22 protein-coding genes are annotated in these 15,273 nt (G+C 66.2%); 3 read left to right on the forward strand and 19 right to left on the reverse strand.

Annotated features, from left to right (window positions below; genetic code table 11):
- Position 1 precedes the first annotated feature (1 nt).
- Genes typA through ABE488_RS01450 form a run of 3 tightly spaced genes read left to right on the forward strand, consistent with a single transcriptional unit; the run spans position 2 to position 2,870 of the window.
- The gene (gene typA, locus ABE488_RS01440; protein ID WP_346443278.1) at positions 2-1,831 is read left to right on the forward strand and encodes a translational GTPase TypA; all 1,830 of its coding nucleotides are present in this window, start codon (positions 2-4) and stop codon (positions 1,829-1,831) included.
- Positions 1,828-2,412: a 2'-5' RNA ligase family protein gene (locus tag ABE488_RS01445; protein ID WP_346443280.1), complete on the forward strand. Its 585-nt coding sequence runs from the start codon at positions 1,828-1,830 to the stop codon at positions 2,410-2,412. Before typA ends, ABE488_RS01445 begins: the two co-directional genes overlap by 4 nt.
- Positions 2,412-2,870 (forward strand): DUF2127 domain-containing protein, encoded by a 459-nt coding sequence (locus tag ABE488_RS01450; RefSeq protein WP_346443282.1) that lies wholly within the window; start codon positions 2,412-2,414, stop codon positions 2,868-2,870. The genes ABE488_RS01445 and ABE488_RS01450 overlap by 1 nt, the downstream gene beginning before the upstream one ends.
- Positions 2,871-3,512: 642 nt before the next feature.
- Here the strand turns inward: ABE488_RS01450 and ABE488_RS01455 are convergent.
- From ABE488_RS01455 to rpsQ, 19 genes are all read right to left on the reverse strand, one after another.
- Positions 3,513-4,907 (reverse strand): 3-deoxy-7-phosphoheptulonate synthase class II, encoded by a 1,395-nt coding sequence (locus ABE488_RS01455; RefSeq protein WP_346443283.1) that lies wholly within the window; start codon positions 4,905-4,907, stop codon positions 3,513-3,515.
- A 48-nt stretch (positions 4,908-4,955) separates the two neighbouring features.
- Positions 4,956-5,480, reverse strand: a complete 525-nt coding sequence (locus tag ABE488_RS01460; RefSeq protein WP_346443285.1) for a disulfide bond formation protein B — start codon at positions 5,478-5,480, stop codon at positions 4,956-4,958.
- A gap of 175 nt (positions 5,481-5,655) precedes the next feature.
- Positions 5,656-6,033 (reverse strand): 50S ribosomal protein L17, encoded by a 378-nt coding sequence (rplQ, locus tag ABE488_RS01465; RefSeq protein ID WP_183426241.1) that lies wholly within the window; start codon positions 6,031-6,033, stop codon positions 5,656-5,658.
- 185 nt (positions 6,034-6,218) lie between these two features.
- Entirely contained in the window at positions 6,219-7,217 is a 999-nt protein-coding gene (gene rpoA / locus ABE488_RS01470) for a DNA-directed RNA polymerase subunit alpha (protein ID WP_047137621.1), read from the reverse strand.
- A gap of 55 nt (positions 7,218-7,272) precedes the next feature.
- Positions 7,273-7,905, reverse strand: a complete 633-nt coding sequence (rpsD, locus tag ABE488_RS01475) for a 30S ribosomal protein S4 (protein WP_183426242.1) — start codon at positions 7,903-7,905, stop codon at positions 7,273-7,275.
- A 15-nt stretch (positions 7,906-7,920) separates the two neighbouring features.
- Entirely contained in the window at positions 7,921-8,313 is a 393-nt protein-coding gene (gene rpsK / locus ABE488_RS01480; protein WP_047137623.1) for a 30S ribosomal protein S11, read from the reverse strand.
- Positions 8,314-8,325: 12 nt separating this feature from the next.
- A complete protein-coding gene (gene rpsM / locus ABE488_RS01485) occupies positions 8,326-8,682 on the reverse strand; it encodes a 30S ribosomal protein S13 (protein WP_346443288.1) in 357 nt (118 codons plus the stop codon).
- A gap of 477 nt (positions 8,683-9,159) precedes the next feature.
- Positions 9,160-10,509, reverse strand: coding sequence for a preprotein translocase subunit SecY (secY, locus tag ABE488_RS01490; RefSeq protein ID WP_241945554.1), 1,350 nt, complete (start codon positions 10,507-10,509; stop codon positions 9,160-9,162).
- 6 nt (positions 10,510-10,515) lie between these two features.
- Positions 10,516-10,950, reverse strand: a complete 435-nt coding sequence (gene rplO / locus ABE488_RS01495) for a 50S ribosomal protein L15 (protein ID WP_183426245.1) — start codon at positions 10,948-10,950, stop codon at positions 10,516-10,518.
- Positions 10,951-10,954: 4 nt separating this feature from the next.
- Positions 10,955-11,152: a 50S ribosomal protein L30 gene (rpmD, locus tag ABE488_RS01500; RefSeq protein WP_346443290.1), complete on the reverse strand. Its 198-nt coding sequence runs from the start codon at positions 11,150-11,152 to the stop codon at positions 10,955-10,957.
- Positions 11,145-11,684: a 30S ribosomal protein S5 gene (rpsE, locus tag ABE488_RS01505; RefSeq protein WP_346443292.1), complete on the reverse strand. Its 540-nt coding sequence runs from the start codon at positions 11,682-11,684 to the stop codon at positions 11,145-11,147. Before rpsE ends, rpmD begins: the two co-directional genes overlap by 8 nt.
- A 165-nt stretch (positions 11,685-11,849) precedes the next feature.
- A complete protein-coding gene (rplR, locus tag ABE488_RS01510; RefSeq protein ID WP_183426247.1) occupies positions 11,850-12,206 on the reverse strand; it encodes a 50S ribosomal protein L18 in 357 nt (118 codons plus the stop codon).
- Between the two features lie 134 nt (positions 12,207-12,340).
- Entirely contained in the window at positions 12,341-12,868 is a 528-nt protein-coding gene (gene rplF, locus ABE488_RS01515) for a 50S ribosomal protein L6 (protein WP_183426248.1), read from the reverse strand.
- Positions 12,869-12,883: 15 nt separating this feature from the next.
- On the reverse strand, positions 12,884-13,279 hold the full coding sequence (rpsH, locus tag ABE488_RS01520; protein WP_183426249.1) for a 30S ribosomal protein S8: 396 nt from the start codon (positions 13,277-13,279) through the stop codon (positions 12,884-12,886).
- A gap of 144 nt (positions 13,280-13,423) precedes the next feature.
- On the reverse strand, positions 13,424-13,729 hold the full coding sequence (gene rpsN / locus ABE488_RS01525) for a 30S ribosomal protein S14 (RefSeq protein WP_346443294.1): 306 nt from the start codon (positions 13,727-13,729) through the stop codon (positions 13,424-13,426).
- Between the two features lie 9 nt (positions 13,730-13,738).
- Positions 13,739-14,281 carry a 50S ribosomal protein L5 gene (gene rplE / locus ABE488_RS01530; protein ID WP_346443295.1) on the reverse strand — a complete coding sequence of 181 codons (543 nt, stop codon included), beginning with the start codon at positions 14,279-14,281 and terminating at the stop codon, positions 13,739-13,741.
- A gap of 11 nt (positions 14,282-14,292) precedes the next feature.
- Positions 14,293-14,610, reverse strand: a complete 318-nt coding sequence (gene rplX, locus ABE488_RS01535) for a 50S ribosomal protein L24 (RefSeq protein WP_047137633.1) — start codon at positions 14,608-14,610, stop codon at positions 14,293-14,295.
- A gap of 17 nt (positions 14,611-14,627) precedes the next feature.
- Entirely contained in the window at positions 14,628-14,996 is a 369-nt protein-coding gene (gene rplN, locus ABE488_RS01540) for a 50S ribosomal protein L14 (protein WP_047137634.1), read from the reverse strand.
- Between the two features lie 13 nt (positions 14,997-15,009).
- Entirely contained in the window at positions 15,010-15,270 is a 261-nt protein-coding gene (gene rpsQ, locus ABE488_RS01545; RefSeq protein WP_047137635.1) for a 30S ribosomal protein S17, read from the reverse strand.
- Positions 15,271-15,273: the final 3 nt, after the last annotated feature.

Here is a 15,273-nt window from a genome sequence, read left to right on the forward strand (position 1 = left end):
CATGTCTCTCGAACGCCTGCGCAACATCGCCATCGTCGCCCACGTCGACCACGGCAAGACCACCCTCGTCGACCAGCTGCTCAAGCAGTCGGGCACCCTGTCCGAACGCACCGTGCTCGCCGAGCGCGTGATGGACAGCAACGACCAGGAAAAGGAGCGTGGCATCACGATCCTGGCCAAGAACACCGCCATCAACTGGCAGGGCAACCGCATCAACATCGTCGACACCCCCGGGCACGCCGATTTTGGCGGCGAGGTCGAGCGCGTGCTGTCGATGGTCGACTCGGTGCTGATCCTGGTCGACGCGATGGACGGGCCGATGCCGCAGACGCGCTTCGTGACCCAGAAGGCGTTCGCGATGGGCTTCAAGCCGATCGTCGTCGTCAACAAGATCGACCGCCCCGGCGCACGCCCCGACTGGGTCATCGACCAGGTGTTCGACCTGTTCGACAAGCTCGGCGCGACCAACGAGCAGCTCGACTTCCCGATCGTCTACGCCTCGGCGCTGCACGGCTACGCCAGCCTGGACGACAGCGTCCGCTCGGGCGACATGACCCCGCTCTACGAGGCGATCATGCAGCACGTGCCGGCCCCCGATGTCGACATCGACGGCGCGTTCCAGATGCGCATCAGTCAGCTCGACTACAACAACTTCGTGGGCCTGATCGGCATCGGCCGCATCCAACGCGGCAAGCTGAAGAAGAACATGCCGGTGAGCGTCGTCGACCGCGAAGGCAAGAAGCGCCAGGGCAAGGTCGTGCAGGTGCTGGGCTTCCTGGGCCTGGAGCGCGTGGAGGTCGAGGAGGCGCAGGCCGGCGACATCGTCGCGATCGCCGGCGTGCAGGACCTGTCGATCTCCGACACCGTCTGCGCGCTCGACACCCCCGAGGCGCTGCCGGCGCTGACCGTCGACGAACCGACGATTTCGATGACCTTCCAGGTCAACAACTCGCCGTTCGCCGGCAGCAAGGAGCATAGCGGCGGCAAGTTCATCACCAGCCGCCAGATCCGCGAGCGCCTGGAGCGCGAGACGCTGCACAACGTCGCGCTGAAGGTCGAGGAGACTGCCGACGCCGACAAGTTCCTGGTCTCGGGCCGCGGCGAATTGCACCTGTCGGTGCTGATCGAGAACATGCGCCGCGAAGGCTACGAGCTGGCCGTGTCGCGCCCGGAAGTGATCATCAAGGAGATCGACGGCCAGCTGATGGAGCCGGTCGAGCAGCTCGTGGTGGACATCGAGGAGCAGCACCAGGGCGGCGTGATGGAAAAGCTCGGCACTCGCAAGGCCCAGCTCAAGAACATGGAGCCCGACGGCAAGGGCCGCGTGCGCCTGGACTACATGATCCCGGCGCGCGGCCTGATCGGTTTCCAGAACGAGTTCAAGACCCTGACCCAGGGCTCGGGCCTGCTGTTCCACGTCTTCGACCACTACGGCCCGAAGGAGACCGGCCCGATCGCCAAGCGCAACAACGGTGTGATGATCGCCAATGCGCCGGGCATGACGCCGGCCTACTCGCTCGGCCCGCTGGAAGAACGCGGCCGGCTGTTCGCGGCCGAAGGCGACAATGTCTACGAGGGCCAGTTGGTCGGCATCCACTCCAAGGACAACGACCTGACGGTCAACGTCATCAAGGGCAAGCCGCTGACCAACGTCCGCGCCTCGGGCAAGGACGACGCGATCAAGCTGACCCCGGCGCTGAAGTACTCGCTCGAGCAGGCTCTGGATTTCATCGAGGACGACGAGCTGGTCGAAGTCACCCCGAAGGAAATCCGGCTGCGCAAGAAGCTGCTGACCGAGAGCGACCGCAAGCGCGCCTCCCGCGCCGCGTGAGCCAGGCGCTGTTCCCGGGGTGGCGGCCCGGCGCCGGCGGTCGGGCGGCGCTCGCGACGCTGTCGCAACGCCTGCAGGAGGCGCGCCCATCGGGCGCGCCTTCTTTGCAACTGCGGCGCGCCGACCAGTGGCATGCCACGCTCTGCTTCATCGGCCACGACGTAGGCCATCTTGCGACGCCGGCACTGCTGGACGCGTTCGCAGCTGCCGCAGCCCGCATCCCGCCGCACACGCTCACCCTCCAGCGGCTCGTCTACTGGCGCCAGTCCGGCGCCGTCGTGGCCTTGCCGCACCGCTGCTTGGCCGTGCAGGCGCTGTGCGATGCGACGCGTGATGCGATCCGCCGCTGCGGCATCACGCCGGCGCAGGTGACGACCCAGCCGCACGTGACGATGGCCTATCTGCCGAAGGGACTCGACGCGCAGCCCTGGCTCGACGCCGTAGACTGCGACATCGGCTCGTTGACGGTCGACACCTTCGAACTGCTGTTCAATCCCGGCGGTCGCTACGAAGCGCTCGGCGGCTGGCCGCTGACCGGCGCCTCCCTGCCCCCGCCGCCTCGCCAGGACGCGCTGTTTTGATGGCCGACGACATCACACCTCCCCACAACGGCCTGCGTGCGATCGCCCTGTTCGAGGCCGGCAAGGGCACCATCGCCCTGGTCATCGCCGCCGGCCTCGCGGCGATCGGGCCCGACGCGCTGCAGCACCAGGTCGAACGCGTGCTCGCGCGCTTCGGCGCGGATGCCGATCGCTTCGGCATGGATCTGCTCGATGCAATCACACCGCAGACACTGCATATCGCGATTGCCGTCGCTTTGATCTACGCGGCCATGCGCCTGCTCGAAGGCTGGGGCCTGTGGTGGCACCGCGCCTGGGCGTCGTGGCTGGGCGTCATCGGCGCCGCCGCGTATCTGCCGTTCGAGATCTACGCGCTCTGGCACCACCCCGACTGGATGACCTGGGGCGTGTTCCTGCTCAATCTGCTGATCGTGCTTGTACTGGCGCGCGATCTGTACCGGCGACGCGCGGGCGGCTGAAGCAACCTCGCAGCGCGGACTGATTGCTGCGGCCGCGTCTCGCACTCGACTTCGGAAACAGCGTTGCGCCGGCCGGGGGTTACTCCTCGGCTCGGCAGCCATCCATGGCTGACTCGCCGCCGCGGGCCATCCATGGCCCGCTCTGCGCAACCCCCAGCCGGCACAACGCACTGCGGCTCGGGGATCATCCCTTCTTTCAAGCAAGCAATGCGCTCGTTCTTGACGAAAGCACGATCTGAAAGCCGTCGGCAGCGGACTGGCGGCCGGTGGTCGCGCCGAGCGCGCCATGGATGGCGCGCGCCCGAGTCAAGGCAGGGTGAGTGGGGATTACTTGCGCGGCACTGCCGCGCGCCCGCACGAACGCACGGCGCGCTGCGCCGGGCCGGGCCGCAAAGCGGCCTTGACCGAGGGAAAAACGGCTTCCGGCCGGCAGGCCGATGCCCGTCCAGAGCCGAGCCTGCTGGTCGGCAGTTGCCGCGAGTGTCTACGACTTCGTCGAAGTCGAATCCGATTTCTCGTCATTGAGCACGCCCCTCAGGGCGACTGACGATGACGCCCGAGGTGCTCTTCGGACGGCAACCGCCTCTCCTTTAGGGATGCCGCTCTACGCGGATACTGCACTCACGCAGCCGCCAACGCGACTCACCCCACCGCGCGGCCGACCTGTGCGCGCTTGCGCACGATCAGCATCGCCGTCTCCAACGCCTGCTCGTAGTTGAGTCTCGGATCGACCTGGCTCTTGTAGGCGCGCTCCAGATCGATCTCGGTCAGCGCACGCGCACCGCCCATGCACTCGGTGACGTCCTCACCGGTCAACTCCAGATGCACGCCGCCCAAGCGGGTGCCGGCCGCGGCGTGCAGATCGAACGCCTGCTCGATCTCGCTGCGGATGTTGTCGAACCGCCGGGTCTTGAAGCCGTTGCGGGTCGACTCGGTATTGCCGTGCATCGGGTCGCAGATCCACAGCACGCGGCGGCCGGAGCGCTGGACCGCGTCCAGCAACGCCGGCAAGCGCTCGGCGATCTTGGTCGCGCCCATGCGGTGGATCAGGCTCAGGCGCCCCGGCTCGTCGTCGGGATTGAGCAGGTCGATCAGGCGCAACAGCTCGTCCGGCGTCGAGGTCGGGCCGACCTTGACCCCGATCGGATTGCGCAAACCGCGGAAGTACTCGACGTGCGCGCCGTCGAGCGCTGCGGTGCGCACGCCGATCCACGGAAAATGCGTGCTGAGATTGAACCAGCCCCGCTGGCGCGGGACCTGGCGCGTCTGCGCCTCCTCGTAGGGCAGCAGCAGCGCTTCGTGCGAGGTGTAGAAATCGACGCGCTTGAGCGTGTGCACCTGGGTACCGGCCAGCGTTTCCATGAAACGCACCGCATCGCCCAGCCCCGAGACCATGCGCTGGTACTCCTCGGCCAGCGGCGAATGCCCCACCCAATCCAGCCCCCAGTACTCGGGGTGATGCAGGTCGGCGAAACCGCCGTCGATCAACGAGCGAACGAAGTTCATCGTCATCGCCGAGCGCGCATGCGCCTTGATCATGCGGCGCGGATCGGGCGTGCGCGCCTGCGCAGTGAATGCCGGCGCGTTGACCACGTCGCCGCGATAGCTCGGCAGGGCGACGCCATCGCGCACCTCGGTATCGGCCGAGCGCGGTTTGGCGTACTGGCCCGCGAACCGCCCGACCCGCACCACCGGCAGACGCATCCCGTGCACGAGCACCAGACTCATCTGCAGCAGCACCTTCAGGCGGTTGGAGATGATCTCCGAGGTGCAGTCGCCGAAGTGCTCGGCGCAATCGCCCCCCTGCAGCACGAAGCGCTGGCCGTCCTGCGCTTCGGCCAACTGCTGCTTCAGGCTCAGGATCTCCCAGGAGGTCACCAGCGGTGGCAACGCCCGCAGTTCGGCCTGCACTTCGCCCAGCGCCTCGGCATCGGGATAAACGGGCAGCTGCGCAGCGGGACGGCTGCGCCAGCTTTCGGGGGCCCATTCGTCGGGCAGGGTCACAGGGCGCAGGCTGCGTTCGGCGGAAGCGGGCATGGGAACATCCTCGTGCGAGCGCACATCATCGCAGTTTGCTGCGCCGCGTCAATTTCGGCCGCGCGCATGGGCGCCGCGGCGCGGGCGCCATGCGGCATACACCGCGACCGCACCCAGCAATACGAACCACAGCAGGCTCCAGGCGGGCATCGACAGACCGAGGAACGTCCAGTCGATCGTGCCGCAATCGCCGCTGCCGGTCAGCACTTTCTGGATCAGCGTCGGCGTGTCCATGGTCTGGCGCATGAAGGCAAACGGCGCACCGCAGGTCACGAAGCCCGGCGGATGCATCTGCAGCCAGACATGGCGCCCGGCGATGCCGATACCGACCGCGGCCGCCGCCAGGCCCAGCAGGCCGTAGATGCGGCGTCCGCCCTGCCCCTTGGGCGCATGCGCCCCGGCGACCAGCAGCACCAGGCCCAGCGCCGCGAACGCGATGCGCTGGAAGATGCACAACGGACACGGCTGCAATCCCCACTGCAGCTGCGAGTAGATCGCAAAGCCGATCAGCGCAAAGCAGGCAACACCGCCGGCGAGCATCAGGGTGCGGAACGACCAGCGCAGTGGATTCATGGAGATGGGCCAGGAAGGGACGTCGGCGATTATCCCGCCGCAGCGGCGAAAGCCAAAGGCCTGCTGCGCAAAGCGACGGGCCGTCGCCGCGCGAGCGCGCCCAAAACGCAGAAAACCCCGGCATGGCCGGGGCTTTCCAAACGGCAAGGACCGGGCGATGCCCGATCGGCCAGCCTTACTCGGCGGCGTCGGCCTGCGGGCGATCGACCAGCTCGACGTAGGCCATCGGCGCGTTGTCGCCGGCGCGGAAACCCGCCTTCAGGATGCGCAGGTAGCCACCCGGACGCGACTGATACCGCGGGCCCAGCGTCGTGAACAGGGTGCCGACCGCTTCCTTGTCGCGCAGACGCGCGAACGCGAGGCGGCGGTTGGCGACGCCGTCGACCTTGGCCAGCGTGATCAGCGGCTCTGCAACGCGACGCAGTTCCTTGGCCTTGGGCAGCGTGGTCTTGATCAGCTCGTTCTTGATCAGCGAGGCGGCCATGTTGCGGAACATCGCTTCGCGATGGGCGCTGGTACGGTTGAACTTGCGACCGGCTTTCTGGTGGCGCATGGGATGGATCCTTCAGTCAATGGTGGGTCGTTGGACATCGTTGTCGCCATCCTGGCGTTGTGACTTGGACTGCGGATGGTCCGAAGCCGGCAATCCGTCACCGGCGATCGCCGCGGGCCTCGAAGCCCGTCTGGCGATGTGCGAAAAGGCGCGTCCTTCGAGGACGCGCCTTTTCGCGTGTTGCATCAGCCAAGCATGCCGTGGCTGGAGACGCCGGCCGGCGGCCAGTTCTCGAGCTTCATGCCCAGGGCCAGGCCGCGCTGCGCGAGCACTTCCTTGATCTCGGTGAGCGACTTCTTGCCCAGGTTCGGCGTCTTGAGCAGCTCGACCTCGGTCTTCTGGATCAGGTCGCCGATGTAGTAGATGCTCTCGGCCTTGAGGCAGTTGGCCGAACGCACCGTCAGCTCCAGATCGTCGATCGGGCGCAGCAGGATCGGATCGACGCCCGGGGTCTGCGGCTTGGCGGCACCGCGGTCGCGGTGCGTGAAGTCGCCGAACACCGACAGCTGCTCGGTGAGGATGTCGGCGGCGGTGCGCACGGCTTCCTCGGCATCGATCGTGCCGTTGGTCTCGATGTCGATGACCAGCTTGTCGAGGTCGGTGCGCTGCTCGACGCGGGCGGCCTCGACCTCATAGGCGACGCGGCGGACCGGCGAGAACGACGCATCGAGCATCAGGCGACCGATCGCGCGGGTCTCCTCGTCGGGACGACGACGGGCGGCGGCCGGCTGGTAGCCGAAACCGCGCTCGATCTTCAGGCGCATGTTGATCGACGCATCCTTGGTCAGATGGCAGATCACGTGCTCGCCGTTGAGGATCTCGACGTTGTGGTCGGTCTTGATGTCGGCGGCGGTCACCACACCCGGGCCCGACTTCGACAGCGACAGCGTCGCGCTCTCGCCGGTGCCCATGCGGATCGCGACGTCCTTCAGGTTCAACAGGACTTCGAGCACGTCCTCCTGCAGGCCCTCGATGGTGCTGTACTCGTGCAGCACGCCGTCGATCTCGACTTCGGTGATCGCGAAGCCCGGAATCGACGACAGCAGCACGCGACGCAGGGCGTTGCCCAGCGTGTGCCCGTAACCGCGCTCCAGCGGCTCGATCACGACCTTTGCACGGTTGCCGGCAAGGCGTTCGATCTGCGGGCCACGGGGACGCAGTACCTGGTTGGCGGTAGCCGTCATGTTTGTGTGTCTCCTGGAGACCGTCCGCGCCGGGGGGCGCGGAGGCCTGAATGAATTACTTCGAGTACAGCTCGACGATCAGCGCTTCGTTGATGTCTGCCGGCAGGTCGCCACGGTCCGGCACGGCCTTGAACACGCCGCTGAACTTCTTCGAGTCGACCTCGACCCACGACGGCGACAGGTCCATCGACGAGGACACCGTCAGTGCTTCCTGGACGCGGAGCTGCTTCTGGGCCTTCTCCGACAGCGCGATCGCGTCGCCGGCCTTGACCTGGTACGACGGCAGATTGACCGGCTGGCCGTTGACCGTGACGCCGCGGTGCGACACCAGCTGGCGCGCGGCCGGGCGGGTGACGGCGAAGCCCATGCGGTAGACGACATTGTCCAGGCGGGTCTCGAGGAGCTGCAGCAGGTTTTCACCCGTGTTGCCCTTCTTGGTCGAGGCCTTCTTGTAGTAGTTGCGGAACTGACGCTCCAGCAGGCCGTAGATGCGCTTGACCTTCTGCTTCTCGCGCAGCTGGGTGGCGTAGTCGGACAGCTTGCCGCGACGGGTGTTGCCGGCGCCGTGCTGGCCGGGCTTCTGCTCGAGCTTGCACTTGGAATCCAACGCACGCGTCGGGCTCTTGAGCGACAGGTCGGCGCCTTCGCGGCGCGCGAGCTTACAGGTAGGACCGATATAACGAGCCATTTCTTGATCGCTCCTTTAGACGCGACGCTTCTTCGGCGGACGGCACCCGTTGTGCGGGATTGGCGTCACGTCGATGATGTTGATGATCTTGTAGCCCACGTTGTTGAGCGAACGCACGGCCGACTCACGACCCGGACCCGGGCCCTTGATGCGAACTTCCAGCGACTTGACGCCGTAGTCGAGCGCGGCCTTACCGGCCTTCTCGGCAGCCACCTGGGCTGCGAACGGGGTCGACTTGCGCGAACCGCGGAAGCCGGCACCGCCGGAGGTCGCCCACGAGAGCGCGTTGCCCTGGCGGTCGGTGATCGTGACGATCGTGTTGTTGAACGAAGCGTGGACATGCGCGATGCCGTCAGTGACGACGCGCTTGATCTTCTTCTTGGTCTTGGTTGCGGAGGGCTTGGCCATGAATAGGATTCCTTACTTCTTGATGGCCTTGCGCGGACCCTTGCGGGTACGGGCATTGGTCCGGGTGCGCTGGCCGCGCAGCGGCAGGCCGCGACGATGGCGCAGGCCGCGGTAGCACGACAGGTCCATCAGACGCTTGATCGCGATACCGATCTCACGACGCAGATCGCCCTCGACCACGTACTTGCCGACCTCGGCGCGCAGGCGCTCGACTTCCGGCTCCGACAGGTCGCGGATCTTGGTGGTGGCCTCGACGCCCGCGGATTCGCAGACCTTCTTCGACCGGGTACGGCCGATGCCGTAGATGCTCTGAAGCCCGACCCAGACATGCTTCTGGGCAGGCAGGTTCACGCCTGCAATACGCGCCATGCGCGGATCTCCAACTGTTGGGGCTGCCGGGGGTTCAATCCCGACAAAAGGGAACATGAAATGATAGCAAGGCCTCGGACCTTCTTGAAGTCGCGCCCCGACACAGCGGCTCGACCCGGCATGGGGAGTGTGCCCATGCTCCGGCGACGGTACCGGGGCGGCAACCGGGGACGACTCCCCGAACTGCCCCGCGCGCTACTCTGGCGTGCGGATCACCCTGCACCACTCGCGCCCGAGACCGCCGCGCGAGTCGCCCATCCTGGGTCCCGGCGCGTGTGTCCGGAACCCGTGCCCCGCCCTGCCGGGCGAGACGTGCGATGCCGGGGAGAGTCCCGGACCGCGAAGAATCTGTGCCAGCGCACGAAGCGCCGGCGGCAGCCAAGCAGCATACCACCAACCGGCGCCCACCGCACGCAGGCGGCGGGGCCGGGGTCCCATGCCGCCCCAGCCTGCGGGGCGACACCGGACTTCCAGACCTCAACGGGGGCGCGAGCCACCCTTGAGGTTGGCCTTCTTGAGCAGGCTTTCGTACTGGTGCGACATCAGATGCGACTGGACCTGGGCAATGAAATCCATCACCACGACCACGACGATCAGCAGCGACGTCCCGCCGAAGTGGAACGAACTGCCGAACTCGGCGCGCATGAACTCCGGCAGCAGACAGACCAGCACCAGATAGGCCGCGCCGACCGCGGTCAAACGGGTCAACACGCCGTCGATGTAGTCGGCCGTCGCCTTGCCCGGTCGGATCCCGGGAATCAGCGCGCCGGACTTCTTCAGGTTGTCGGCCGTTTCCTGCGAGTTGAACACCAGCGCGGTATAGAAGAACGCGAAACCGGCGATCAGGCCGCCGAACAGCAGCACGTACAGCGGCTCGCCGGGTGACATCGCCTGCGCCAGGCGCTGCAGCCAGGTCGCGGAGCCCGCCTCGCCGAACCAGGTCGAAACCGTCGCCGGGAACATGATGATCGAGGAGGCGAAGATCGCCGGGATCACGCCCGCCATGTTCAGCTTGAGCGGCAGGAACGAGGTCTGGTTCATATACGCATTGCGACCGCCCTGGCGGCGCGCGTAGTTGACCGTGATCCGGCGCTGGCCACGCTCGACGAACACCACGAAGAACGTCGCCGCCAGCACGACCGCCACCAGCAGGATCGCCGCGATCGGGCTCATGTCGCCATTGCGCAGCGACTCGATCGTGCCGAACACCGCACCCGGCAGGCCGGCAACGATGCCCGCGAAGATGATCAGCGACACGCCGTTGCCGATACCGCGCTCGGTGACCTGCTCGCCCAGCCAGACCAGGAACATGGTACCGGCGGTGAGCGCGACGATCGCGGTCAGCACAAAGCCCATGCCCGGGGAGTAGACGACCGGGATGCCGTTGTTGGCGCCCGAGCTCTGCAACGCCACCGCAATACCCGCCGACTGGAAGATCGCCAGCGGGATTGCACCGATGCGCGACCACTGGGTGATGCGGCGACGGCCCGACTCGCCTTCCTTCTGGATGGCCTTCAGGCTCGGCACCACCTGCACCAGCAGCTGCATGACGATGGACGCGGAGATGTACGGGATCACGTTCAGCGCGAACAGGCTGAAGCGCGACAGCGCACCACCGGAGAACATGTTGAACATGTCCACGATCGTGCCTTCCTGCTGCTCCATCAGCTGCAGCATGGCCTCGGGATTGACGCCCGGGACCGGGATGAAGCACCCGATGCGATAGACGATCAGGGCCCCGAGCACGAACAGCAGGCGCTGGCGGAGCTCGGTGAACTTACCGAGCCCGGCGCCAACCCCGCCCATTGCGCTGCCGCTCCGCGACATCGGCGATTACTCCTCGACCTTGCCGCCAGCCGCTTCGATCGCCGCACGGGCGCCAGCGGTGGCCAGCAGGCCCTTGAAGGTCAGCGCCTTGCCGATCTCGCCGTTCTTGACGATCTTGGCGCGCTTGGCGGTCGCCGGCACCAGCTTGGCGGCACGCAGCGCGGCGAAATCGACCGTACCTTCGAGCTTTTCGAGCTGGTACAGGAAGACCTCGGCGGTGTCGTTCTTCAGGCGCGAACGGAAGCCGACCTTCGGCAGGCGCTTGCGCAGCGGCATCTGGCCGCCTTCGAAGCCGGCCTTGATCTTGCCCTTGCCCGAACGCGCGAACGAACCCTTGTGGCCGCGGCCGGCGGTCTTGCCGAGGCCCGAGCCGATACCGCGACCGACGCGGGTGCGCTCGGTGCGGGCGCCCGGTGCGGGCTTGAGAGTGTTGAGCTTCATGTGATTACTCCTCGACCCGAACCAGATAGTGGACCTTGTTGATCAGGCCACGGACCTGCGGGCTGTCCTTCAGTTCGCGCACGTCGTTGAGCTTGCTCAGGCCCAGCGCCTTGACCGACAGACGGTGCTTGGCCTGCGAGCCGCGCAGCCCCTTCACCAGGCGCACCTTGACGGTGCCGCCAGCGGCTTCGTTCTTAGCCATGGGTGATGTCCTCCAGCTTCTTGCCGCGCTTGGCCGCGATCTGCGCCGGCGAATGCATCTCCGACAGGCCGCGAATCGTCGCGCGCACCAGGTTGATCGGATTGCGCGAACCCACCGCCTTGGCCAGCACGTCCTTCACGCCGACCGCCTCGAGCACGGCGCGCATCGCGCCACCGGCGATCACGCCGGTACCCTCGGAGGCAGGCTGCATGAACACGTTCGCCGCACCGTGGCGCGACTTGACCGTGTGCCACAGCGTGCTGCCGTTGAGATCGACCGACTTCTGGTTCTTGCGGGCCTGCTCCATCGACTTCTGGATCGCGACCGGCACTTCGCGCGCCTTGCCGTAGCCAAAACCGACCTTGCCGTTGCCGTCGCCGACGACCGTCAGCGCGGTGAACGTGAACTGGCGACCGCCCTTGACGGTCTTGCTGACGCGGTTGACCGTGATCAGCTTCTCGATCATGCCGTCGTCGAGCTCTTCGCGGTCGCGATTACGGTCGCGCCCGCGGTTATCCCTTTCGTTTGCCATCTTGGATGCCTGTATTGGAGAAATGATGTACGGCTTAGGCCGCTTGGCGTTGTGGTCTGGTGCGGTGGAACGCGGACGCGGCACAGAAGGCCGCGGGCGTCCGACACATCGCGTGCCGGCGCGTCAGGCGACGCCGCGCATCAGGCGCGGCGCCGACAGCTTGGATCAGAACTGCAGGCCGCCCTCGCGCGCAGCATCGGCCAGCGCCTTGATGCGACCGTGGTAGCGGTAGCCCGAACGATCGAACGCGACGCGCTCGATGCCCGCAGCCTTGGCCTTCTCGGCGATGGCACGGCCGACCTTGGCTGCAGCGTCGGCGTTCTTGCCGTTCTTCAGACCCTCGCGGACATCGCTCTGGGTCGTGCTGGCCGAAGCCAGGACCTTCGAGCCGTCCGAATTGAACAGCTGGGCGTAGATGTGCTGGCCGGTGCGCAGCACCGACAGGCGCGGCACGCCCAGTTCGCGGATGCGCGCACGGGTCGACTTGGCGCGACGCAGGCGGGCGGTGTTCTTGATGCTCATGATGGTGACCTCGTGGAAGCGGATCGGCCTGGACACAGAAGTCGGGCTTGGGGCGTGGGAAAACGCGGCGGGGCAGGCGCGCACCTGACGGTGCCTGGCGTGCAGCCGGATTTTCCCATACCGATTCCCGGCCTTTACGCCTTCTTGGCTTCCTTACGGATGATGGTTTCGTCGGAGTACTTCACACCCTTGCCCTTGTAGGGCTCCGGCGGACGGAATCCACGGATCTTCGCCGCGACCTGGCCGACCATCTGCTTGTCCGCGCCCTGGACCAGGATCTCGGTCTGGGTGGGGGTGCTGAGGGTGATGCCTTCGGGCGCCTGGAACACGACCGGATGCGAGAACCCGAGCGAGAGGTTCAGGTCCTTGCCCTGGACCGCGGCACGGTAACCGACGCCGACGAGCTCGAGCTTGCGCTCGAAACCTTCGGACACGCCGTGGACCATGTTGGCGACGATCGCGCGCAGGGTCCCGGTCAGGGCGATCTGCGACGGGTCGGCGGCCGACAGCAGCGCAGTGCCGTCTTCGACCTTGACCTCGATGGACGCCGGCTTGGCGAGCGACAGTGTGCCCTTCGGGCCCTTGACGCTGACCAGCTCGGGCTGGATGTTGAGTTCGACGCCCTTGGGCAGGGCGATGGGCTTCTTGGCGACGCGGGACATTGTGCGCTTACTCCCTTAGGCCACGAAGCACAGGACTTCACCGCCGACGCCCTGCTGGCGCGCCTGCGCATCGGTCATGATGCCCTTCGAGGTGGAGATGATGGCGATGCCGAGCCCGTTGAGGACCTTGGGCAGCGCATCCTTGCCGCGGTACTGACGCAGGCCCGAACGCGAGAAGCGCTGCAGGCGCTCGATCACCGGGCGGCCTTCGTAGTACTTGAGGACGATCTCGAGCTCGGCCTTGGCGCCGTTCTCGGTCACGCGGAAATCGCCGATATACCCCTCGTCCTTGAGGACGGTGGCAATGGCGACCTTGATCTTGGACGACGGCATCTTCACCGTCTGCTTGCCGACCGCTGCCGCATTCTTGATGCGGACCAGCATGTCGGCGATGGGATCAGTCATGCTCATGATGATTACCTTCTGAGTGCACCGATATCCGCTTTCGCGAATTCTAGTTTTGAACCGACCGGTGGCCCGGCCGGGGTACAGCGTGAGGGGCGGTATTGTACAGGCCCGGCGCCGGAACGCCAGACCCGTACCCCGCCCGCTCGATTACCAGCTGGCCTTGCGCAGGCCCGGCACGTCGCCGCGCATCGTGGCTTCGCGCAGCTTGTTGCGGCCCAGGCCGAACTTGCTGTACACGCCACGCGGGCGGCCCGTGAGGGCGCAACGGTTGACCTGGCGCGAGGGCGAGGAGTCGCGCGGCAGCTTCTGCAGCTTGGTCGCGGCCTCGATCTTCTCCTCGTAGCTCGCGGTCTGGCTGCTGATGATCTTCTTCAGCGCCGCACGCTTCTCGGCATGCTGCTTGGCCAGCTTGGTCCGCTTGACCTCGCGGTTGACCATGGACGTCTTTGCCATGTGCTTTCCTCAGTTGCGGAACGGGAAGCGGAAGGCTTCGAGCAGTGCCTTGGCTTCTTCGTTGGTGCGTGCGGTGGTGGTGATGGCGATATCCATGCCGCGGATCGCGTCGACCTGGTCGAAGTCGATTTCCGGGAAGATGATCTGTTCCTTCACGCCCATGTTGTAGTTGCCGCGGCCATCGAACGAACGGCCCGACACGCCACGGAAGTCGCGCACGCGCGGCAGCGAGACGTTCACCAGACGGTCGAGGAACTCGTACATCCGGTTGCGGCGCAGCGTGACCTTGCAACCGATCGGCCAGCCGTCGCGGATCTTGAACGAGGCGACCGACACGCGCGACTTGGTCACCAGCGGCTTCTGGCCGCTGATCTTGGCCATGTCGGCAGTGGCGTTCTCGAGCACCTTCTTGTTCGCGGCCGCTTCGCCCACGCCCATGTTGAGCGTGATCTTGGTCAGGCGCGGGACCTGCATGATGTTGTCGTAACCGAACTGCTCCATGAGCTTCGGCACCACTTCATCCTTGTAGAACTGTTCCAGACGGGTCGTCATTTTGAGCATCCTCAGGCGTCGAGCGCCTCACCGCTCGAGCGGAACACGCGCAGCGTGCGTCCATCCTCGAGCTTCTTGGTTCCGATGCGCTCGCCCTTGCCGGTGGCAGGGTTGAACGGCATCACGTTCGAAGCGTGGATCGGAGCTTCGCGCTCGATCACGCCACCGGCCTGGCCGGCTTGCGGATTGGGCTTGGTGTGACGCTTGACGAGGTTGACGTTGGAGACGACGACCTTGTCGCCGACCACGCGCACCACATCGCCGCGCTTGCCCTTGTCCTTGCCGGCGATCACGATGACGTGGTCGCCCTTCTTGATTCGATTGGCCATGTTCGTGTTCTCTCCGCTCAGAGCACTTCGGGAGCGAGCGACACGATCTTCATGAACTTCTCGGAACGAAGCTCACGGGTCACGGGCCCGAAGATGCGGGTGCCGATCGGCTCCTGCTTGTTGTTGAGCAACACCGCGGCGTTGCCATCGAAGCGGATCAGCGAACCGTCGGGACGGCGCACACCCTTGCGGGTACGCACCACGACGGCGTCGTAGACTTCGCCCTTCTTGACCTTGCCGCGCGGAATCGCTTCCTTCACGGACACCTTGATGATGTCGCCGATCGCGGCGTAGCGGCGCTTGGAGCCGCCGAGCACCTTGATGCACATCACTTCCTTGGCACCGCTGTTGTCGGCCACATCGAGGTGGCTCTGCATCTGGATCATTTCGAGCTCCTCGTTATTCGGCCGCGCGCGCGACGATTTCCGTCACACGCCAGTTCTTGGTCTTGGACATCGGCGCGATCTCGACGACCTTCACCAGATCGCCTTCCTGGCAGGCGTTCTCGGCGTCGTGGGCGTGGAGCTTGGTCGAACGCTTGATGTACTTGCCGTACAGGGCGTGCTTGACCTGACGCTCGACCAGCACCGTGACGGTCTTGTCCATCTTGTTGCTGACCACGCGGCCCTGGACCGTGCGCTGCTTCTTCTCGGTATTCATGGT

The organism is Luteimonas sp. TWI662 (genome assembly GCF_039673825.1).
Taxonomy (GTDB): domain Bacteria; phylum Pseudomonadota; class Gammaproteobacteria; order Xanthomonadales; family Xanthomonadaceae; genus Luteimonas.